The sequence below is a fragment of the Brevundimonas sp. P7753 genome (assembly GCF_013386595.1).
Lineage (GTDB): Bacteria > Pseudomonadota > Alphaproteobacteria > Caulobacterales > Caulobacteraceae > Brevundimonas > Brevundimonas bullata.
Genome location: NZ_JACARP010000019.1, coordinates 1 through 20783, shown reverse-complemented (window position 1 = coordinate 20783; position 20783 = coordinate 1). Strand labels below are relative to the sequence as shown.

Genomic DNA, 20783 nt, shown 5'->3' with positions numbered 1-20783 from the left:
TCAGGGCCACTTCACCACGGGCGGCATGGAGCTGAGGATCGACTCGACGTTGCCGCCGGTCTTCAGCCCGAACATGGTGCCGCGGTCGTAGAGCAGGTTGAACTCGACGTAGCGGCCGCGACGGATCAGCTGTTCCTCGCGTTCCTCGGCCGTCCAGGCCTCGGTCATGCGGCCCGCGACGATCTTTGAGTAGACGTCGAGGAAGGCCTTGCCGACGTCCTGGGTGAAGGCGAAGTCCTTCTCCCAGTCGCCGCTGTCGTGGTGGTCGTAGAAGATGCCGCCGGTGCCGCGCGGTTCGTTGCGGTGCGGCAGGAAGAAATACTCGTCGCACCACTGCTTGTACTTGGCGTGCCAGGCGGGGTCATAGGCGTCGCAAGACGCCTTCATCGCCGCGTGGAAGGCGAGGGTGTCGGGGTGGTCGTCGCGACGGTCCGCGTCCAGCACGGGCGTCAGGTCGCCGCCGCCGCCGAACCAGGTCTTGGTGGTCGAGATCAGGCGGGTGTTCATGTGCACCGCCGGCACGCGCGGGCTGACCGGGTGGCAGATCAGGCTGATGCCGGTGGCGTAGAAGCGCGGGTCTTCCTCGGCGCCGGGCACGTTCTTCGCATAGTCGGCCGGGAAGGCGCCGTGGACGGTCGAGCAGTGGACCCCGACCTTCTCGAACAGACGCCCATGCATCATGCCCATGACGCCGCCGCCGCCCTCCTTGCGCTCCCAGGGCGTACGCACGAAGCGGCCCGCTTCGCCAGGGAAGAGGTCGGCGGGCGCAGCGTCCTCCAGGGCCTCGAAACCGGCGTGGATCTGATCACGCAGGGTCTCGAACCAGACGCGGGCGCGCTCGCGATGCTCGACCATCAGGGTGGGGGTGTCTTGGATCATCAGGGCTTCAACCATGACGGGCGGCCTTTGTGAACAGTGTGCGATGCGCACTTCATGCGCCCCGGCCTGAAAGAGAGCCTTGATCCAGATCAGACCCGGTTCCCATGCCGCCCCGCCTGTGCCAGCGTGGCCTTATCAGTTTTGAGGGGACTTCCATGATCCGCACCGCCCTGCTCGCCGCCGCTTCGCTCGCCGTCCTGGCCGGACCCGCTCTGGCCCAGGCCCAAGGGGATGCAGCGGGGCAGGAGCGGGTGATGCAGATCCTGCGTCGCACGCCCCTGATCGACGGTCACAACGACCTGCCCTGGGCCTTGCGTCAGAGCTTCGGCAACGACCCCTATCGCGTTGATCTGGCGACCAACCTGGCGGCGACGACGCGGCTTCACACCGACATTCCGCGCCTGCGCGCGGGCGGGGTCGGGGCCCAGTTCTGGTCGGTCTATGTCCCCGCTAGTCTGGAGCCGGTCGAGGCGGCCAAGGCCACTTTCGAGCAGATCGACACGGTCAAGCGCATCGCCGCCGCCTATCCCTCGGTGTTCGAGATCGCCACGACCGCCGACGACATCAGCCGCATCCACAAGGCGGGCCGCATCGCCAGCCTGATCGGCATGGAGGGCGGTTATTCCATCGACGATTCCCTTGGTCTGCTGCGCGAGTTCTATGATTCCGGCGCCCGCTACATGACCCTGACCCACTCCAAGACCACGACCTGGGCCGACAGCGCCACCGACGCGCCCAAGTGGGGCGGCCTGTCGCCGTTTGGCGAGCAGGTGGTCAAGGAGATGAACCGCATCGGCATGATGGTGGACCTGAGCCACGTGTCGGAAGAGACCATGACCGACGCCATCCGCGTCTCGACGGCGCCGGTGATCTTCTCGCACTCGTCGGCGCGGGCGGTGACGGCCCATCCGCGCAACGTGCCTGACGCCGTGCTGCGCATGATGCCGGCCAACGGCGGCATCGTCATGGTCACATTCGTGCCGGGCTTCATCAGCGAGGCGGTGCGCGCCTCGGGCGCCGCGCGTTCGGCGGAGATGTCGCGGCTGTCGGCCCTGAACCCCGGCGATCCGGCTGCGGTCAAGGCGGGCATGGAGGCCTTCATCGCCGCCAACCCGGCGCCCAAGGCCACGATCGACGACGTGGTGGCCCATATCCAGCACGTTCGCGACGTAGCGGGCATCGACCATGTCGGTCTGGGCGGCGACTTCGACGGCGTCGACAGCCTGCCGGAGGGCGTCGAGAGCGTGGAGGCCTATCCGCGCATCCTGGCCGAGTTGATGCGTCGCGGCTGGAGCGAAGCCGACATCCGCAAGATTTCGGGCGAGAACCTGTTGCGCACCATGCGCGCGGTGGAACGCGCCGCGACGGCTGAACGGGGCCAGCGCCCGAACCTGGCGCAACTGCCGAACGAAGGCGCGCCGGAGTAGGGGGGCGTAGTTTCTCCCTCCCCTTCATGGGGAGGGCGGTCGAAGCGAATCTGAGACCGAGTGGGGAGGGCCCGGTGATGCAGGGCGCGCTTGATTGGCCAAAGCGCCCCCACCCGGCATCGCCCTGCGGGCTCAGCCACCCTCCCCATGAAGGGGAGGGAGAAAGGTTAGCGCACCGGCAACCCGTCCAACTGCCTCAGCCCTTCCCACAGGGCGATCCCCGCGCTGACGGATAGGTTCAGCGAGCGCGTCTCTGGCCGGATGGGGATGAAGACGCGGGCGTCGGCGGCGGCGTGGACGTAGTCAGGCGCGCCGGCGCTTTCCTTGCCGAACAGCAGGACGTCGTCTGGCCGGAATTCGAAATCGGGCAGGGGCGTGGCGCCCTTGGTCGTGAACAGGATCAGCCGCCCCGGCGCGCGGTCGCGCTGGAAGGCCTCCCAGTCCGCGTGGCGGGTCATATGGCTGAGCGGGCCGTAGTCCAGCGCCGCGCGCTTCATGGCGCGGTCGTCGAAACGGAAGCCGACGGGCTCGATCACGTGCAATTCGACGCCGAAACAGGCGCTCTGTCGGATACAGGCGCCCACATTCTGCGGGATGTCAGGTTGAAAAAGGGCGAGACGCATTCTAAGGCCCTCATACGCGCGGGGCGGGGTTTTGTCGCGGCCATTATTGCGACCGTTTCGCAAGTTGCGTCAGCGACTTGCAGAGAGGGTGGCGAAATCAGGGCCGCAGGCGACTTTCACCGTTCCGCTAGACGATCCATGCCGACGACCATCCCCCTCCCGGGGCGGGCGATCGGGACTGCAGAGGTGATAGCGTGGCCGAATCGGTCGTGAATGCTGAAGGGCCTGATGGCCAACACGGGGGCGGCGACGCCACCCGCCGCGACTTCATCCACATCGCTGCCGGCGCCGCCGCAGTCGGTGCGGGCGTGATGGTGGCCTGGCCGCTGATCAACCAGATGAACCCCGCCGCCGACACCCTGGCCCTGGCGTCGATCGAATTCGATCTGACCAAGGTTCAGGAAGGCCAGCAGGTCGTCATCAAGTGGCAGGGCAAGCCGGTCTTCGTGCGTTACCGCACCCCGGCCGAGATCCAGAAGGTGTCCGCCGAGGGCGCCGTCGGCTCGCCGCCGCAGACCGATGTCGAACGCACCAAGGCCGGCCACGAGAAGTATCTCGTCGTCATCGGCTCGTGCACCCACCTGGGCTGCGTCCCCACCTTCGGGACGGGCGACTTCGGCGGCTGGTTCTGCCCCTGCCACGGTTCGCACTACGACGCCTCGGGCCGTATTCGTAAGGGGCCGGCGCCGTTGAACCTGGTGGTGCCGAACTACGAATACATGTCTGACACCCGCGTCAAAATCGGCTGAGGACGGACAGAGGACCCATGAGCGATCACGAATCCACCTACGTCCCCAAAACCGCGATTGAGCGGTGGATGGACACCCGCCTGCCGATCATCCGTTTCGGCATGGACTACGCCAACCTGCCGACCCCCCGTAACCTGAACTACTGGTGGACCTTCGGCGGCATCCTGGCCCTGTGCCTGATGACGCAGATCATCACCGGCATCGTTCTGGCCATGCACTATACGCCGAACACGGCCCTGGCCTTCGCCTCGGTCGAGCGCATCATGCGCGACGTCAACGGCGGCTGGCTGATCCGTTACGTCCACGCCAACGGCGCGTCGATGTTCTTCATCGCCGTCTATCTGCACATGCTGCGCGGTCTCTATTACGGCTCCTACAAGGCGCCGCGCGAGATGATCTGGATCGTCGGCTGCCTGATCTTCTTCCTGATGATCGCCACCGCCTTCCTGGGCTACGTCCTGCCCTGGGGCCAGATGTCCTTCTGGGGCGCTGAGGTCATCACCAACCTGATCGGCGCCATTCCGGTCATCGGCGAGCCGATCCTGATCTGGCTGCGCGGCGGCCCGGCCATCGACAACGCCACGCTGAACCGCTTCTTCTCGCTGCACTACCTGCTGCCGTTCGTCATCGCCGGCTGCGTGGTGCTGCACCTGTGGGCCCTGCACGCCGCCGGTCAGAACAACCCGGTCGGCATCCTGATCCCGAAGGACCGTCAGAAGAAGGACATGCTGCCCTTCCACCCCTACTTCACGGTCAAGGACGGCTTTGCGATCATCCTGTTCCTGATCCTGTTCGCGGTCTTCGTCTTCTATCAGCCGAACGCCCTGGGCCACGCCGACAACTACATCCCGGCCAACCCGCTGCAGACCCCTGCCCACATCGTGCCCGAATGGTACATGCTGCCCTTCTACGCGATCCTGCGCGCCATCCCCGACAAGTTCGGCGGCGTGGTGGCCATGTTCGGCGCCATCGGCGTGCTGTTCGTCCTGCCCTGGCTGGACACGTCCAAGGTGCGCTCCATGCGCTACCGCCCGACGATGCGCACCTGCTTCATCATCTTCCTGTTCGTCTGCTTCGGCCTCGGCTGGTGCGGTGGTCAGCTGCCGGATGCTCCGGTCGTTCCGGGCATGCCCAGCTTCAACCTGTTTGACGGTCAGCTGAACTCCTACCTGTGGCTGACGCGTCTGCTGACGGCCTACTACTTCATCTTCTTCCTGGTGCTGATGCCGTTCCTCGGCCTGCGCGAGAAGCCGTTGCCGGTCCCGGCCACGATTTCCGAGCCGGTCCTGCCCGTCACCGAGCAGAAGGGCTGAGCGCGATGATTTCGAACGAGAAGAAAACCGTGTCCTTCCGCAAGATCCTGGTTTCCCTGACGGCCGCTGTCGGTCTGGTCGCCATCGCCGCTCCGGCGATAGCCGCCGGGGGCGCCAAGCATCCGCGCGAGGGCAACTTCAGCTTCGAGGGGCCGTTCGGCACCTATGATCAGGGCCAGCTTCAGCGCGGCTACAAGGTCTACAAGGAGGTCTGCGCCTCCTGCCACGGCATGGACCTGATGCATTTCCGTAACCTGGGCGACAAGCACGGGCCGTTCTGGAACCCCAAATACCCGAACCCGAACGACAACCCTGTCGTGAAGGCTCTGGCCAAGGAAGCCCAGGTCCCGGACATCGACAGCGAAACGGGCGAGGCGCTGATGCGCGACGCCACCACCGCTGACAAGTTCCCGAATCCCTATCCGAACGCCACGGCTGCGGCTGCGGCCAACGGCGGCGCCATGCCGCCGGACCTTTCGGTCATGGCCAAGGCCCGTCACGACGGCGCCAACTACATCTACTCGCTGCTGTCGGGCTATGTGACCCCGCCCGCCGGCCTGAAGATGACCTCGGCCCAGCACTACAACCCCTATATGGCGGGCGATCTGACCCCGTTCTGGGAAGGCGAGGGCCATGTGCCTCCGGGCGGCTTCATCGCCATGCCCGCGCCGCTGCGCGCCGGTCAGGTCACCTATGACGACGGCACCGAAGCCACTGTCGACCAGATGGCCAAGGACGTCGCCGCCTTCATCGCCTGGACCTCCGAGCCCAAGGCGACCGAGCGCAAGCAGATGGGCTTCGGCGTGATCATCTTCCTGCTGCTGTTCGCAGGGATCACCTACGCCAGCTATCGCCGCATCTGGAAGGGCGTCGCCCACTAAGGCGAAATCCATTCGAGACGAGATGACCCGCCGGAGCGATCCGGCGGGTTTTTTCGTGGGCGCAGGCGGAACAGGTCGCATCGACTCGCCGGATTTCGACCGATAGGGTCCGGGGCTCTGATTTGGTCGAGGGTCTGTTTCCATGCGTCTGATGTCGTCCGCCGCCGTCCTGCTGTTCGCCGCCGCCCTGGCCTCGAACGTTGGCGCCCAGACCCCTGACTTCGATGCGGCGCGCATCTCCAACGACATCAAGGTCCTGTCCGACGACAGCTTCGAGGGCCGCGGCATCGCCACCCCGGCGGAGCAGAAGGTCATCGACTATCTGAGCCAGCAATATGCGGCGGCGGGCTTCGCGCCCGGCGGCGAGAACGGCGGCTGGACCCAGGCGGTCGGCCTGAACCGCTTCACCGTCTCCAACGTCAGCGGCCAGATCAAGGTCGGCGACTGGACCCAGCCGCTCGTCCAGGGGCAGCAGGCCACCATCACCACCCGCCTGCCCGGCGAGGGCGTCGACCTGCGCGGCAAGCCCCTGGTCTTCGTCGGCTACGGCACGAACGCCCCCGAGCGGAACTGGAACGACTTCAAGACCGACGTGCGCGGCAAGGTGATCGTGGTCCTGGTCAACGACGCCGACTTCGAGGAGCCTGCGCTGAACACCTTCGGCGGCGAGGCCATGACCTATTACGGCCGCTGGACCTACAAATACGAAGAGGCGGCGCGTCAGGGCGCGGCGGGCGTGCTGATCGTCCACGAGACCAAGCCGGCCTCCTATGGCTGGACCACGGTGGCCAACTCCTGGTCCGTGCCCCAGTTCGACATCGTGCGTCAGAACCCGTCGGCTGAGCGCGTGCCGATGGAGGCCTGGATTCAGCGCGACGTGGCTGTGGACCTGTTCCGCCACGCTGGGCTCGATTTCGAGCAGGAGAAGATCAAGGCCCGCAGCCGCGACTTCCAGCCGGTCGAACTGAAGGGCGCGACCATCGACGCCAGCTTCGATGTGAAGACCGATCAGATCACCACCCACAACGTCGTGGCCAAGCTGGAAGGCGCGACCTACCCGAACGAGACCATCCTCTACACCGGCCACTGGGACCACATCGGCATGGGCGAGCCGGACGCCAGCGGCGACCGTATCTTCAACGGCGCCGTGGACAACGCCTCGGGGACGGCGGGCTTGCTGGAGCTGGCGCGCCACTGGTCGGCGGGCAAGCGCCCCGAGCGCACCATCGTCATGATCAGCTTCACCGCCGAAGAAAGCGGCCTGTTGGGCTCGGAGTTCTACGCCGCCAATCCGCTCTATCCGCTGGAAACCACGGTGGCGGGCTTCAACCTGGACGCCATGGGCGTGCTGGGCCGCATGAGCAAGCTGGGCGTGACCGGCTATGGCCATTCGGAACTGGACGAGCGGGTCATCCCCCTGGCGGCGGCCCAGGGCCGTGGCTTCGAGGGCAATGCCGGTGTCGGCGCGGGCATCTACTTCCGTTCGGACCACTTCCCGCTGGCCAAGCGCGGGGTGCCGATGGCCTATCTGTCCTCGACCGGGGATTATGTTGATGAGCCCATCGCTCCGCGACAGGCCGCCGCCGCCGAATATGGCGCCAAGCGCTATCACCAGGCCGCCGACGAATGGGAGCCGACCTGGGACTATCGCGGCATGATCCAGGATCTGGAGGTGGTCTATGCGGCCGGTCAGGCCTTGGCCAACAGCCGCGACTGGCCGCAGTGGAAGACGGGTTCGGAGTTCGGCCCGGCGCGCGCCGTCAGCGCCGGCCAGCGCAACTAGGCCAGGTCTGACCCGCCTTCGCGGAACATGACAAAAATGTAAGGGGCGGCCTCCTGCGAGGTCGCCCTATTAGTTTGCATCAAAGCCCCGTGGGGAGGGCGAGGGAGTTTCCATGCATCGTCGGTTCATCAGCGGCGTCGCCGCCGCCGCTCTTCTGCTCGTCGCCGGTTCGGCGGCGGCGCAGGACTTTTCGGCCCAGCGCGTGTCGGACGAAATCCGCACCATCAGCGCTGACGACTTCCAGGGGCGCTATCCCGGCACGGATGGCGAGAAGAAGACGCTGGAATGGCTGCAGGCCCAGTACGAGGCCATGGGCATGGCCCCCGGCGGCCCGAACGGCCAGTGGCTGCAGGTCATCGACCTGAAGCGCTACACCCCCGTCGCGGACGCCGCCAAGGCCAGTTGGACCGGCGCCGACGGTCAGGTCCACGCCCTGACGCCGGGAACCGATATCACCCTGCGCGCCGTCAGCAATGACGGTCAGGCGTCGATCGCCAACGTGGGCGTCGTCTTCGCCGGCTATGGCATCCATGCGCCCGAGCGCGGGTGGGACGACTACGGCAGCTTGGATGTGGCGGGCAAGATCGTCATCGTCGTCGGCGGAGAGCCGGATGGCGACCTGTTCAACGGGCCGTACGCCACCAACTATCAGTCCGGCGCCTATAAGGCGGACGAGGCCAAGCGCCGGGGCGCGCTGGGCGTCATCACCGTTTCCAAGGCGAAGGCCACTGACACCGCCTGGACCCGCATGGCGCAAGGCAACGCCCGCACCCGCACCCTGACGCCCGGCGCGGCTGACACCGAGTTCTCGGGCGCGATCAATGCCGACACGGCCAAGGCTATGGGCCTGGACCTGGCCGAGTTGACGCCGCGCATCAGCACCGGCGACTTCCGCGCCTTCGCCGTGCCGGGCGTGACCCTGTCGGTCGAGGTCGCCGAGACCACCGACACCCTGCGCACCCACAATCTGCTGGCCAAAATTCCGGGGACCAAGCGTCCCAACGAGACCATCATCTATTCGGCCCACTGGGACCACGTCGGCGTCAACGAGAACGCCGCGGGTCACGACAAGATCTTCAACGGCGCCTGGGACAACGCCTCGGGCACGGTCGGCGTGGTCGAGATGGCGCGTCAGCTGAAGGCCGCGCCGGCGCCCGACCGCACCATCGTCTTCGCCCATATGGCGGCTGAGGAAATGGGCCTGCTGGGCGGTTACGCCTATGTCGCCGACCCGGTCTATCCGCTGGAAACCACGGTGGCCGACATCAACATCGACATGCTGCCCCTGTCGGGTCCGACCCGCGACGTGCCGATCTTCGGCAAGGGTCAGAACAGCCTTGAAGACGATCTTCAGGCCCTGGCCGAGAAGGAAGGCCGTTATGTCTCCGACGACGGTCAGCCGGAGCAGGGCTTCTATTACCGCTCCGACCACTTCCCCTTCGCCCGCGCGGGCGTCCCGGCCCTGATGCCGTGGCATGGCGTAGACTGGGTCGACGGCGGACGTGACGCCGGTCTGGCGGCATGGAAGGCCAGGTTCGGCGCTGACTATCACAAGCCCAGCGACGAATGGTCCGCCGACTGGGACCTGCGTTCGGCGGTCGAGAACCTGACCCTGCTGTATCGCCTGGGCCTGCAACTGGCCAACAGCGACGCATGGCCGACCTGGAAGCCGACCTCCGAATTCGGTCAGGTCCGCGCGACCAGCGACGCGGCGCGGAAATAGGGCTCAGGTCAGCGCTCTTGCTCGGGACAAGTCGCCGGGGCGGTTCAGATCGAGGGTTTCATGTTCAGGCCCTCCGCCCTTGCAGGGCGGAGGGCCTTTTCATTGCCGAGGTGAGGCGGGCGGTCAGACCGCCGCCAAGGCCTGTTCCAGATCAGCAATCAGGTCGTCGATGTGCTCGATGCCGACCGACAGGCGGACGGTGTCCTCGGTCACGCCCGCCTTCTTCAGCTCGTCGGGCGACAGCTGGCGGTGGGTGGTCGAGGCGGGGTGGCAGACCAGGGACTTGGCGTCCCCGATGTTGACCAGACGGGTGAACAGCTTGACCGCGTCCTGGAAGCGACCGCCGGCCTCGCGGCCGCCTTCCACGCCGAAGGTCAGCAGGCCCGAGGCCTTGCCGCCGAAATACTTCTGGATCAGGGCGTGGCCGGGGTGGTCGGGCAGGCCAGCGTAGTTGACCCATTTCACCTTGGGGTGGCTCTTTAGATACTCAGCCACGGCTGTGGCGTTCTCGACGTGCCGATCCATGCGCAGGGCCAAGGTCTCCAGCCCTTGCAGGATCAGGAAGCTGTTGAAGGGCGAGATGGCCGCGCCGGTGTTGCGTAGCAGGACCGTGCGGACGCGCCCGATATAGGCCGCCGGGCCCAGCGCCTCGGTATAGACCACGCCATGATAGGAGACCTCGGGCTCGTTCAGGCGGCGGAAGCGCGCCTTGTGCTCGGCCCAGGGGAATTTGCCGCTGTCGATGATGGCGCCGCCGATGCTGGTGCCGTGGCCGCCGATGTATTTGGTCAGGGCGTGGACGACGATGTCGGCGCCGTGCTCGATCGGGCGGGTCAGGTAGGGGGTCGGCACGGTGTTGTCGACGATCAGCGGCAGGCCTTGGGCGTGGGCCGCATCGGCCAGGGCGGCGAAGTCCACGACATTGCCCAGCGGATTGCCGATGGACTCGCAGAAGACCGCCTTGGTCCGCTCATCGGTGTTGGCGGCGACGGCGGCGATGTCGTCGGCGTCGATGAAGCGCACCTCGATGCCGTACTGGGGCAGGGTGTGAGCGAACAGGTTGTAGGTGCCGCCATACAGGGCGCCGGTGGCGATGATGTTGTCGCCGGCCTCGGCGATGGTCAGGATGGCGTAGGTGATGGCCGCCATGCCCGAGGCCACGGTCAGGGCCGCGATCCCGCCCTCCAGCGCCGCCAGACGCTGCTCCAGCACGTCGGACGTCGGGTTCATGATCCGGGTGTAGATATTGCCCGCCACCTTCAGGTCGAACAGGTCGGCCCCGTGCTGGGTGTCGTCGAAGGCGTAGCTGGTGGTCTGATAGATCGGCACCGCGACCGACTTGGTCGTCGGGTCGGGCGTATAGCCGGCGTGGACGGCGAGCGTGTCGAACTTCATGCGAATCCCCGGGGAGTATGACGCGGAAACCGCGCCTTCATTCCCCGAGGCTAGCAAACCCCAACCGGCAATGGGATTTCAGATTTTCTGCGGGGCCGGTCAGATTTTCTAACCGCGCCCCGCAGCAGGTTTAGTTGTTGAACAGGAAGTGCATCACGTCGCCGTCCTTGACGACATAGGCCTTGCCTTCGGCGCGCATCTTGCCGGCTTCCTTGGCGCCCGCTTCGCCCTTCAGGGCGACGAAGTCGTCGAAGGCGATGGTTTCGGCGCGGATGTAGCCCTTTTCGAAGTCGGTGTGGATCACGCCGGCGGCTTGCGGGCCGGTGGCGCCGACGGGGATGGTCCAGGCGCGGGCTTCCTTGGGGCCGACCGTGAAGTAGGTCTGCAGGCCCAGTAGCTTGTAGGCCTCGCGGATCAGGCGGTTCAGGCCGGGCTCTTCCAGACCCAGGGTCTCAAGGAACTCTTTTTGCTCCTCGTCGTCCAGGACGGCGATTTCCGACTCGATCTGGGCCGAGATGACCACCGAGTTGGCGTTGTCCTCGGCGGCGCGCTTGGCGACCAGGTCGGACAGCTCATTGCCCTTGTCGGCCGAGGCCTCGTCCACGTTGGCGACGTAGAGAGCGGGCAGGGAGGTCAGAAGCTGCAGCATGTGCCACGCCTTCTCGTCTTCCTTGTCCACCTGGGCCACGCGGGCGGGCTTGCCGGCGCGCAAGGGCGTCAGGGCCAGGTTGATCAGGCGCAGGGTCTGCTGGGCGTCCTTGTCGCCGCCCTTGGCCTTCTTCTCCACGTTGACGACGCGCTTCTCGAGGCTTTCGAGGTCGGCCAGCATCAGCTCGGTCTCGATGATCTCGAGGTCCGAAATGGGATCAATGCGGTTTTCGACGTGGGTGATGTCGTCATCGACGAAGCAGCGCGCGACAAAGGCCACGGCGTCGCAGTCGCGGATATTGGCCAGGAACTGGTTGCCCAGGCCCTCGCCCTTGGACGCGCCGCGCACCAGACCGGCGATGTCCACGAAGGTGATCCGAGAGGGGATGATCTCCTTGGACCCGGCGATGCCGGCCAGCACCTCCAGGCGCGGCTCCGGGACCGCCACGTCGCCGGTGTTCGGCTCGATGGTGCAGAACGGATAGTTGGCGGCCTGAGCCGCCGCCGTCTTGGTCAGGGCGTTGAACAGGGTGGACTTGCCGACGTTGGGCAGGCCGACGATCGCGACTTTAAGAGCCATGGGATTCCTCGTGAGCGCGAGCCTTTAGCCGGTTCGGGGCTGTTTGTCAGGTGCGGCGGCGAGCAACAGACCCTCTCCTTTTGGGAGAGGGCTTGAGCGCACGGGAGCGAAGCGAGCGTTCTTGCGCGAAAGGGTGAGGGTTCCGCGCTGTAAATCGGCGTGAGCCGTGGCGCGGCGGCTTGCGCCGACGGAGGGCTGCGACCCTCACCCTTTCGCTTGGCGGATCGCCTTCGGCTCTCCGAAGCTCAAGCCCTCTCCCGGCGGGAGAGGGCTAAAACACTAAACAACTGGAAACAAACATCATTTTCTGCTAAAGCATTCCTACACGATGTATGCACGTCACGGCAGATCAATGACTTAGCGCCGCGATGTGCACGAAATCTGCACGACGATGGAGGCTGTCATGGCGTTTGTCACGGACAAGGAAGAGCTAAAACCCGGACTGGTCATCTTCCGGCGGGGCGATTTGCAAAGCCGGGATTGGTACTGTCGCGTTCGCCTGCCGAAGGCGACCCGCTACAAGACCATCGCTTTGAAGACGCCGGACATCACGACGGCGCGCACCCTGGCCTACGATCACGAAAGCGAAGTCCGCTTTGCGCTGAAGCGCAATCTGCCGGTGTTCAACCGCCCGTTCTCCGCCGTGGCGAAGGACTATATCGCGGAGCAGAGACTACGCGCGCAGCGTGGCGAGATCACAATGGGCCGCGTGAAGCTCATCGAATCTGTCGTGAAGAACCAGCTCAACCCCTATGTTGGCAAGACCCAGATCGATCTGATCGCTCTGGATCGTTGGCAGAACTATCCATCCTGGCGGCGGTCGCTAGGTCAGGGCCGCATGACCCGCCACGGCAACGTGCGGCCGATGACGGAGGCGGAACGCTTTGCCGCTAAAGAAGTCGCCGAAGGCAAGGCCAAGGAAAGGCTTCGCCGGAACAGCAAGCCGCCCGAGGCGAACGCAGAGGTGAACCAGACGGACTGGATCATCGTTAGCGACGCCACCATCCGTTTCGAGATGAAGATCCGCGCCGAGGCGCGGCGGGCTTTAGGCTTCGCCCTGAGCTTCCGGCAGCGCCGGTGATCTCAGCCCATGCGGGTTGCAATCCCTATCGCGAAGAGCTTGGGGCGTTGCCCCTGGCGCACTTCGGAGAGTCTTCCGCCCAGCTTCACTCGCTCTGCTCGTTGCAGCCGGTACCCCGCGAAGCCTCCCGCTCCGTTTGCTCCCCCAGTCTCGCCGACGGGCAAGGGTTCAGTACGAACCCAAACCCCCGAGGCGGATATGAAGAAGGACTATTCAATCAAACGCACACACTGGAACGGCATTGAGATCGAAATCCGATGGAATGCCGACTATCTGGTCTATGACGACCGAACTCATATGGCCCATCTGGAAGTGGTGAGCGTGTCACCCGAGCGAGCGCCATTGCCGATCACCGAGACAGGTTACAGGTCGCACTTCACGCCGAAAGCGGCGATGGAGGGTTACGACAGCGCGCTAGCCTTCGTTGAAGCATGGCTCGATCAAGCATCGCGTTCCCCGGAATGGAGGGCTTTCGATCAGGCGAACAGGCAGTTGTCGCTGTTCTAGGCGGGCGTGATGGTTACGGTTGGCGCGGACTTCCGCCGTTCGCGTTAGGCCTTTGGCCGGCGGGGCTTCCGCGCCTTGGGCGCAGGAGGGGCTGCGGCGACTTTCGCCTGACGCCTCGCGGAGCCCAACTGCTGATACTGACAAGCAGCCCAAACATTGGACGCCGCCACCGACTCTAGCCATCGTTTGTTGCGAGCGTGACGAATTTTCTACACGAACTCTACACGGCATTTTTCACTGGTAAAATCATTCTATATTACAGATGGTTATACCATAGAGAGACAACTATCTTTCTCCCATCGGGAGAGGGACGCCGGTTCTACTCCTCGGAATCCACCACCGGCGGCTGCTTCACCGCCGCATGGACGCCGATGGCCGGGGCCTTTTCGAAGGTCAGGGTGAAGGAGGCGACGCCGCCGTCCACCAGCGGGTCGCGCAGGCCCATCAGCATGATGTGCGTCGAGCCCGGCTTCAGCTCGACCTTCTGACCGGCGGGCAGGGGCAGGCCGTCTTTCAGCTCGCTCATGCTCATCATGCCGTTCTCCATCTTCATCTCATGGATCTGGGCGCTGTCGGCCAGAGGGGTGGCGACGCTGACCAGGCGGTCGTCGGACCCGGCGGTCAGGGTGACGTAGCAGCCGCCGGCCTTGGCGCCGTTCGGCGTCGGGCGGCACCAGGCGTCGGCGACCGTGACGGTTCCGGGGACGGCGGCGGCGTCAGCGGGCTTTTCCGCCGGCTGACCGCAGGCGGCCAGGGTCAGGGCGGCGGCCGACAGACCGGCCAGGGCGAACAGGGATTTCATCGAGGGGTTCCTTTCTAGGAGGCGACGGTCTTGGACCCGGCGAACGTCCGCACGGCTCGATCGAGCAGCAGGGCGGCCACAAGGCTCAGTCCCGTCAAGGGATAGAGGATGGACAGGGGAATGACGATGCACAGCACCGCCGTTCGGGCGCGAGGCCCGGGGGGCGAGGGCGGGGCGCCCAGGCGACGGCGCGACAGACTGGGCGGACGGCGCTTCCACCACATGACCAGGCCGCTGATCGCCAGCACCCAGACGGCGATGCAGCCGACCAGCATGAGGATGCGGTTGATCCAGCCGTACTGCATCCCCTGGTGGACGGCGATGCCCCACTCAAAGCCCTTGGCCATGAGGCCGAACTGTTCCCAGCGCAGGTCGGCCTTCACCGCTCCGGTCGCGCCATCGACATAGAGGCTGCGCGCGTCCTCGGCCTGGCGCGTCTGGCGCGCGACGGTCCAGGCCAGGTCGGACGATTGCGGGATGCTGACGGTGAAGGGACGGGGCAGGCCCTGTTCACGCGTGGTTTGCAGCACGCGGCTCAGGCTAGGGGCTGCATGGCCGTGAGCGGGCGCGGGCAGGACGGCCTTCTCCAGCGTCCAGCCTACGCCGGCCGGGGCGTCGTGCGGCTTGGCGTGGCTCCAGGGGCTGGCGGCGGCGGGCGCGGGCGGACGGCCCAGACCTGTGCCGCGCGTCACCCCCATGAACTGATCGCCCCAGACGGCGGACCAAGGCATGCCCGTCACCGCCAGGAAGATGATCACCCCGCCGACATAGAAGCCGGTCACGGCGTGCAGGTCGCGCCAGAAGGGACGGCGGCCCGCGTCCCTTTCCTTCAGCCGCAGCACCGCCCCGGCTCGCTGGCGCGGCCACCACAGATAGAGGCCGGTGGCGCACAGGATGACGGCCCAGCCCGCGACGATCTCGACCAGGATGTTCAGCGCCTTGCCGACAGGCCCGCCGACGAGGCTGAGGGAATGCAGCGCCTTGATCGTCTCGGTCACGCCGCCATAGGCGGTGACGCCCGTGACGCGGGCCGTATGAGGATCGACGAAGACGGTCCGTTGCGAACCGTCCGGGCGATCCACGCGGACACGCACGGCCTGATCGGATCGCGCCGGGACCAGGACGTTCGCGGCTCGTCCCTGTCCGGCGACGGCCGCCGCCGCCAGCCATTGGTCGGGATCGGCCGTCTGCGCGCTGGCCGGGACCTGGATCATGGCGCGATAGACCGCCTGATCGATCTCGTCCTTGAACAGATAGAGGCCGCCGGTCAGCGTCAGCAGCATCAGGAAGGGCATGACCAGCACCCCGGCGTAGAAGTGCCAGCGCCAGACCGCGCGATAGGCGCCGGACATGATGTCCGGCGCCTCGCCCCTGCTCTTGGCGGGACGGCCCATCAGTAGGCCAGCCTGACGCCGACGAAGACGGAGCGCCCCTCGCCGGGGAAGAAGACGGCGCTGGATGCGTCGCCGACGGTCACGGCGGAGAACTCGCCGACGTAGCGTTCGTTCGTCAGGTTGCGCGCATCGACATAGACCGAGGCGTTGGCGCCGATGTTGAAGCCGCCGGTCAGGCCCAGCACCGCATAGTCCGGCGCTTTCATCGTATTGGCGTAGTCGACATAGGGGCTGCTGATCCGCCACTCGACCGATGGGGTGACGAAGACGCCCGAGGCGTGACGCCAGGTCAGCTCGGCCCGGTACTGATGCTCGGGCACGACCGGCAGGCGGTTGTCGCCCCAGCGCGCATCGCCGTCGAAGCGGAAGTCGCTCCAGGTCCAGGTCTGGCGCAGCAACAGCGAGCCGCCCGCCAGTTCGACGGGCAGGCGCCAGTCCAGACCGGCCTCGATCCCCTGGTGGAGGGTCTTGTCGGCGTTGAAGGTGGCGGCGGGAATGTCCGGGCCGGTGATGAAGTTCAGCATCTCGCCGTCGATCTGGCTGCGATAGGCTGTCAGGTCCCAGGCGAGGGCGCCGCGTCGCCCGCGCGTGCCGATCTCTGCGGTCCAGGCGTCCTGAACCTCGACCGGGATGAAGCCGGCCAGCGGGGCCTGCACCAGCGCCCCATAGGTCGGCGGCTCGACCGAGCGGGTGACGTTGGCGAAGACCTGGGCGCCGTCTTCGGCTTCCCACAACAGGCCAAGGCGCGGCGAGAACCAGTCGTAGTCGATGCTGTCGTCATTGGCCGGGGCCAGGTGGTCGCGATAGTCGCGCGTGGCCCGCCCCCAGGACCCGCCCGCGACCAGGGCCAGCCGGTCGGTGACGAACAGCCGCCCTTCGGCGAAGACGTCGAGCCCGGTCGCCTCCTGCTTGCCCTTGGCCGTCAGAGCGCCGCGATCGCCGGCGATGTTGACATAGCGCAGGGCGTCCAGGTCGCCGTCACGCCAGCTTAAGCCATAGAAGGCGTCGGCGCGCAGGCCCGCGACCTGACCCGTCCAGTCGATGCGGGCGAAGGCGCCGCGCGTGGCGCTTTCCTGATCCACGACCTGGAAGATCGGGTGATAGAGCGACTTCTCCCAGCCCCAGACCGCGCCTTCGAACAGGGTGGTCTCGTTGAAGCGCCAGCGCGTCTGCAGCGTCAGGCGCTTGACCGTCAGGTCGCGGGCCTGATCCCCGGTCAGGGCTGAGGTCGAGGCCATGCGCGGCGTCTTCAGCGCCTGATCCAGCGTCAGGGCGCCGGGGATGTCCTGCTTGATGTCCGCCGCCTGGGCGATCAGGCGCACCTCGCGGTCCTCGCCGAACGAACGCCCGGCGTTGATGGTCAGGCGGGCTTGCGACTGTTCGCTGTGGTCGCGCCAGCCGTCGCTCTGCATCCCGGTGACGGCGGCGTAGATGTCCCAGTCGTCATGTGTGCGGGCCACGGCGGCGTGGCCGCGCCAGGATGCGAAGCTGCCGCCTTCCAGCTGAAGCAGGTTCTCTTGCAGCGCCGTACGGCCCGTCGGCGTGACTAGGTTGATCGCCCCGCCCAGCTGCGCCCCGCCGAAGCGCAGGGTGTTCGCCCCCTTCCAGACCTCGATGTAGCGGGCGCTCAGGGCGTCCACGCTCTGGAAGTCGGAAAAGCCGTCGGCGTCGGCGAAGGGCACGCCGTCCTGGGCGAACAGGACGCCGCGCTGGTGGAAGCCCTGGGCGATGCCCGAGCCGCGGATGGAGAGGCGGCTTTCCTCGCCGTAGCGTTTTTGCGCCAGGACGCCGGGGACGTTCCTCAGGGTGTCGGAAAAGCCCTGGGCGAAGCGGTCGGCGTAGCTCTCGGCTGAGACGACGGCCACGGCGCCGGGGGTGCGGCTGAGACGGTCGCGCGCCTCGGCCACGACGGCGGGGTCTTCGGCGTTGCGGCGGCCGGTGACGATGATGCTGTCGACGACGGTGGCCGGACCTTCAGCGTTTGGCCCGTCAGCTTCGGCGGCATGAGCAAAGGCGGGCGCCAGGCAGGCGCCGATGAGCAGCGCGCACGGCGCCGCAGTGGTCTTGAAAGACATGAAACTGGAATCCTGAAAACAGAAATGCATCCGCGCGGCCCGTCAGCAGGCGCGCGGCGTCGATAGGTCTGGTTTTCAGGCGTGCGGAGGCGCGGTGGACGGCGGGCGCGGCGGCGCACGGGCCGGCGGCGGAGGACTGACGCGGAAGGGCGTATAGACGACCGGCGCGACCATGCGGACGGCTGGAGCCGGAGCGGGCGCGGGCGGTTCGGGCAGGGCGACCAGCAGGGGCATGACGCAGGCCGCGCACTTGGCCCCGACATGCTGGTTGACCGGGCCGTCGACGCCGCCCGTCTGGATCGTCTGCGGCCCCTCGGCCGAGCAGATGACGATGGGCTGACCGGGAACTGAGGCCGCAAGCGCCGCGAACGGCAGCAGGGTTCCGATCACGATGGCGAACGTCGCGGCCAGGAAGGCCAGCGAGCGCGCAATCGACCAGTTTTCACTCTGGGACCGGGTCACAGGCCGGGGCTTAAACCTTCCCGCAATGTGAAGCCAGAGCCGTCCAGCGCGACGGGACGCCGCGCACCCTCGACAACGGCCGTTTCTCCGTGTCAGCGTGGCCGCCGAAACGCTCAGGGAAGACCTCATGATCCGCGCACTCGGACCCTTCGCCGTCGCCATGCTGCTGGCCGCGCCCGTCTTCCCTTCTCAAGCATGGGCGCAACAGGTGGAGGAGGGGCCGGGCGGTCCCGATCGCGTCTCCCTGACCGTCTATAATCAGAACATCGCCCTGGTGGAGGACGTGCGGAACCTGAACGTGCCCGCCGGGCGCTCGCGTCAGGAGTTTCCGGGCGTGTCGGCCAGCATCCGGCCCGAGACGGTCGGCCTGTCGGGACGCGGCCTGTCGGTGGTCGAGCAGAACTTCGACTATGACCTGCTGACGCCGGGCAAGCTGATGGAAAGCGCTGTCGGCGGCGACATCGGCATCGTCCGCACCAACCCCGGCTCGGGCGCCCAGACAACCGAGCGCGCCCGCGTCCTGGCGGCGAATCAGGGCGTGGTCTTGCAGATCGGAAACCGGATCGAGGTGCTGCGCGACGACGGGGTGCCGACGCGGGTCATCTTTGATCGTGTGCCGGAAAATCTGCGCCCGCGCCCGACGCTCAGCGTCACCCTGGACGCCGAGGGCGCCGGCCGTCGCGAGACGACGCTCAGCTATCTGACCACCGGCCTGGCGTGGAAGGCCGACTATGTCGCGCGGTTCGACGAGAAGGCCGGTAAGCTGGACCTGACCGGCTGGATCACCATCACCAACAACTCCGGCGCGACCTTCTCGAACGCTCAGACGCGGGTGGTGGCGGGCGATGTCAACCTGATCAACCAGGGCGGCTACAACCCGCGCGGCATGGTGCGGCCCGGCCAGCGCGGCAACGGCACGCAGACGGGCGGGCAGGGCGCCCTGGCCGACGTCTATGTCTATCCGCTGCCGGAAGCCGTCACGGTCGCCAACAACCAGACCAAGCAGGTCGGCCTGATCGACGCGGCGGGCGTGCCCGCGACCAAGCGCTATCTGAACGTCATCAATGGCTTCCAGACCTTCGAGGAGCCCGTCGCGGCCGAGGTCGGCGTCATCTTCTCGAACGGTTCGGGCAATGCCGCCCGCGCCCTGCCAGCCGGGGTGATGCGAGTCTATGTGAAGGATGAGGCGGGCGAGCCGCGCTTCATCGGAGAGGATCAGGTGGATCACTCCCCCGCCGGGTCCGAGATCGTGGTCACGACCGGCGACGCCTTTGACGTGACGGTGCAGCCGCGTCTGGTCTCGTCCGAGCGAGTGTCCAAGCGCCTGGTCGACTATTTCCGCACCCGCTATGCGATGGAATACACGGTCCGCAACGCCCGGCCCGAGCCGGTGACGGTCGAGGTCCGCCAGCGCGGTCTGGGCCGCGACACCGAGCTGAGCGAGCAGAGCATCGAGGGCGAGATGCGCGACGCCCGCACCGTGGTCTGGCGCGTGCCCGTGCCCGCCAACGGCGAGACCAAGCTGACCGCGACCATCACGACCGGCGGCTGATCCGATGCGCCGCCTTCTGGCGATCACCACGGCCCTGACCGTCCTGGCACCCTCGGTGTGGGCGCAGACCGAAAGCGTCTCCGCGCGCCCGGACACGGCGACCGTGGTCATCTACCGCGACCAGCCGGTCGATACGGTCGCCCTGATGGAGCAGTCGCGCCAGCCGTGGAGCCGGCTGGACCGCGAAGGTCTGGCCCTGATCGTCGAGACGCGGACCGTCGACCTGCCCGCGGGCGAGGGGATCATCCGTTTCCGGGGTCTGGCTACGGGCGTGGTGCCGCAGAGCGCTGTCCTGGAGGGCCTGCCGGCCCATGTGGTCGAGCGCAACGCCGACTTCGACCTGCTGTCGCCCGCAAGCCTGATGGAGAAGTCGGTGGGGGAGGTGGTGCGCGTGGTTCGCACCAATCCCGCGACCGGCGAGCAGGTGGAAAAGGCCGCCGTGATCCGCGCGGGGGCCCAGGGCACGGTGCTGGAGATCGACGGTCGGTTCGAGGCCCTGGACTGCTCCGGCCAGACCGAACGCGTCATCTTCGATCGCGTGCCCGAGGGGCTGGGCGACCAGCCTGTGCTTTCGGTCCGCACGCGGGCCGAGCGGGCGGGACGGCACACCGTCACCCTGGCCTATCTGGCGACGGGGCTGCAGTGGTCGGCGGACTATGTAGCGCGACTGGACCCGTCGGACGGGACGCTGGACCTGACCGGGTGGGTGACGCTGGCCAACTTTGGCGGGACGGGCTTCCCCAATGCGCCGGTGCAGGTGGTGGCGGGGACGTTGCGGAAGGATGAGGGGACCGTGCCGGTCGAGCCGGTGGTGCGCTATCAGCAGAACCAGTGCTGGCCGCAGGGGACGACGACGTTCGGATCGGGGGAGTTCACGGGCTATGGCGGTGCGCCGCCTCCACCCCCGCC

At 66.9% G+C, this 20783-nt stretch carries 18 protein-coding genes; 10 read left to right on the top strand and 8 right to left on the bottom strand.

Going from position 1 to position 20783, the window contains the following annotated elements:
- Entirely contained in the window at positions 1 to 855 is an 855-nt protein-coding gene (hemF, locus tag HX774_RS04365; RefSeq protein ID WP_178824596.1) for an oxygen-dependent coproporphyrinogen oxidase, read from the bottom strand.
- A gap of 179 nt (positions 856 to 1034) precedes the next feature.
- On the opposite strand from hemF, the gene HX774_RS04360 reads away from it, so the two are divergent.
- Positions 1035 to 2306 (top strand): dipeptidase, encoded by a 1272-nt coding sequence (locus tag HX774_RS04360; protein ID WP_178824553.1) that lies wholly within the window; start codon positions 1035 to 1037, stop codon positions 2304 to 2306.
- Between the two features lie 167 nt (positions 2307 to 2473).
- On the opposite strand, the gene HX774_RS04355 is transcribed toward HX774_RS04360, so the two are convergent.
- Positions 2474 to 2929 (bottom strand): tRNA (cytidine(34)-2'-O)-methyltransferase, encoded by a 456-nt coding sequence (locus HX774_RS04355; protein WP_178824551.1) that lies wholly within the window; start codon positions 2927 to 2929, stop codon positions 2474 to 2476.
- Positions 2930 to 3123: 194 nt separating this feature from the next.
- Between HX774_RS04355 and petA the strand changes: the two genes are divergently transcribed.
- The 5 genes from petA (at position 3124) to HX774_RS04330 (ending at position 9378) form a co-directional block, all read left to right on the top strand.
- A complete protein-coding gene (gene petA, locus HX774_RS04350; protein ID WP_178824549.1) occupies positions 3124 to 3678 on the top strand; it encodes a ubiquinol-cytochrome c reductase iron-sulfur subunit in 555 nt (184 codons plus the stop codon).
- Between the two features lie 17 nt (positions 3679 to 3695).
- Positions 3696 to 4991 carry a cytochrome b N-terminal domain-containing protein gene (locus HX774_RS04345; RefSeq protein WP_114816906.1) on the top strand — a complete coding sequence of 432 codons (1296 nt, stop codon included), beginning with the start codon at positions 3696 to 3698 and terminating at the stop codon, positions 4989 to 4991.
- Between the two features lie 5 nt (positions 4992 to 4996).
- Positions 4997 to 5872 (top strand): cytochrome c1, encoded by an 876-nt coding sequence (locus HX774_RS04340; RefSeq protein WP_178824547.1) that lies wholly within the window; start codon positions 4997 to 4999, stop codon positions 5870 to 5872.
- Between the two features lie 142 nt (positions 5873 to 6014).
- The gene (locus HX774_RS04335; RefSeq protein WP_218650268.1) at positions 6015 to 7655 is read left to right on the top strand and encodes a M28 family metallopeptidase; all 1641 of its coding nucleotides are present in this window, start codon (positions 6015 to 6017) and stop codon (positions 7653 to 7655) included.
- A gap of 112 nt (positions 7656 to 7767) precedes the next feature.
- Positions 7768 to 9378 carry a M28 family peptidase gene (locus HX774_RS04330; RefSeq protein ID WP_178824545.1) on the top strand — a complete coding sequence of 537 codons (1611 nt, stop codon included), beginning with the start codon at positions 7768 to 7770 and terminating at the stop codon, positions 9376 to 9378.
- 123 nt (positions 9379 to 9501) lie between these two features.
- Here the strand turns inward: HX774_RS04330 and HX774_RS04325 are convergent, their stop codons facing one another.
- Positions 9502 to 10773 (bottom strand): O-acetylhomoserine aminocarboxypropyltransferase/cysteine synthase family protein, encoded by a 1272-nt coding sequence (locus HX774_RS04325; protein WP_178824543.1) that lies wholly within the window; start codon positions 10771 to 10773, stop codon positions 9502 to 9504.
- Between the two features lie 130 nt (positions 10774 to 10903).
- Positions 10904 to 12001, bottom strand: coding sequence for a redox-regulated ATPase YchF (gene ychF, locus HX774_RS04320; protein ID WP_114816911.1), 1098 nt, complete (start codon positions 11999 to 12001; stop codon positions 10904 to 10906).
- A gap of 403 nt (positions 12002 to 12404) precedes the next feature.
- Between ychF and HX774_RS04315 the strand changes: the two genes are divergently transcribed.
- Together HX774_RS04315 and HX774_RS04310 are read left to right on the top strand one after the other, a co-directional pair.
- Positions 12405 to 13082 (top strand): hypothetical protein, encoded by a 678-nt coding sequence (locus tag HX774_RS04315; protein WP_178824541.1) that lies wholly within the window; start codon positions 12405 to 12407, stop codon positions 13080 to 13082.
- 198 nt (positions 13083 to 13280) lie between these two features.
- On the top strand, positions 13281 to 13589 hold the full coding sequence (locus tag HX774_RS04310) for a hypothetical protein (protein WP_178824539.1): 309 nt from the start codon (positions 13281 to 13283) through the stop codon (positions 13587 to 13589).
- Positions 13590 to 13908: 319 nt separating this feature from the next.
- Here the strand turns inward: HX774_RS04310 and HX774_RS04305 are convergent, their stop codons facing one another.
- The 4 genes from HX774_RS04305 to HX774_RS04290 form a co-directional block, all read right to left on the bottom strand.
- Entirely contained in the window at positions 13909 to 14391 is a 483-nt protein-coding gene (locus HX774_RS04305) for a copper chaperone PCu(A)C (protein ID WP_178824537.1), read from the bottom strand.
- 14 nt (positions 14392 to 14405) lie between these two features.
- Positions 14406 to 15785, bottom strand: coding sequence for a PepSY domain-containing protein (locus HX774_RS04300; protein WP_178824535.1), 1380 nt, complete (start codon positions 15783 to 15785; stop codon positions 14406 to 14408).
- Positions 15785 to 17860: a TonB-dependent receptor domain-containing protein gene (locus HX774_RS04295; protein ID WP_178824533.1), complete on the bottom strand. Its 2076-nt coding sequence runs from the start codon at positions 17858 to 17860 to the stop codon at positions 15785 to 15787. Before HX774_RS04295 ends, HX774_RS04300 begins: the two co-directional genes overlap by 1 nt.
- Before the next feature lie 75 nt (positions 17861 to 17935).
- The gene (locus HX774_RS04290) at positions 17936 to 18322 is read right to left on the bottom strand and encodes a hypothetical protein (RefSeq protein WP_178824531.1); all 387 of its coding nucleotides are present in this window, start codon (positions 18320 to 18322) and stop codon (positions 17936 to 17938) included.
- A 127-nt stretch (positions 18323 to 18449) separates the two neighbouring features.
- Here HX774_RS04290 and HX774_RS04285 point away from each other — a divergent pair, with 127 nt between their 5' ends.
- Positions 18450 to 19874: a DUF4139 domain-containing protein gene (locus HX774_RS04285; protein WP_178824529.1), complete on the top strand. Its 1425-nt coding sequence runs from the start codon at positions 18450 to 18452 to the stop codon at positions 19872 to 19874.
- Positions 19875 to 19878: 4 nt separating this feature from the next.
- Positions 19879 to 20783: DUF4139 domain-containing protein (locus tag HX774_RS04280; protein ID WP_370523338.1), on the top strand; the 905-nt coding region annotated here is incomplete at its 3' end.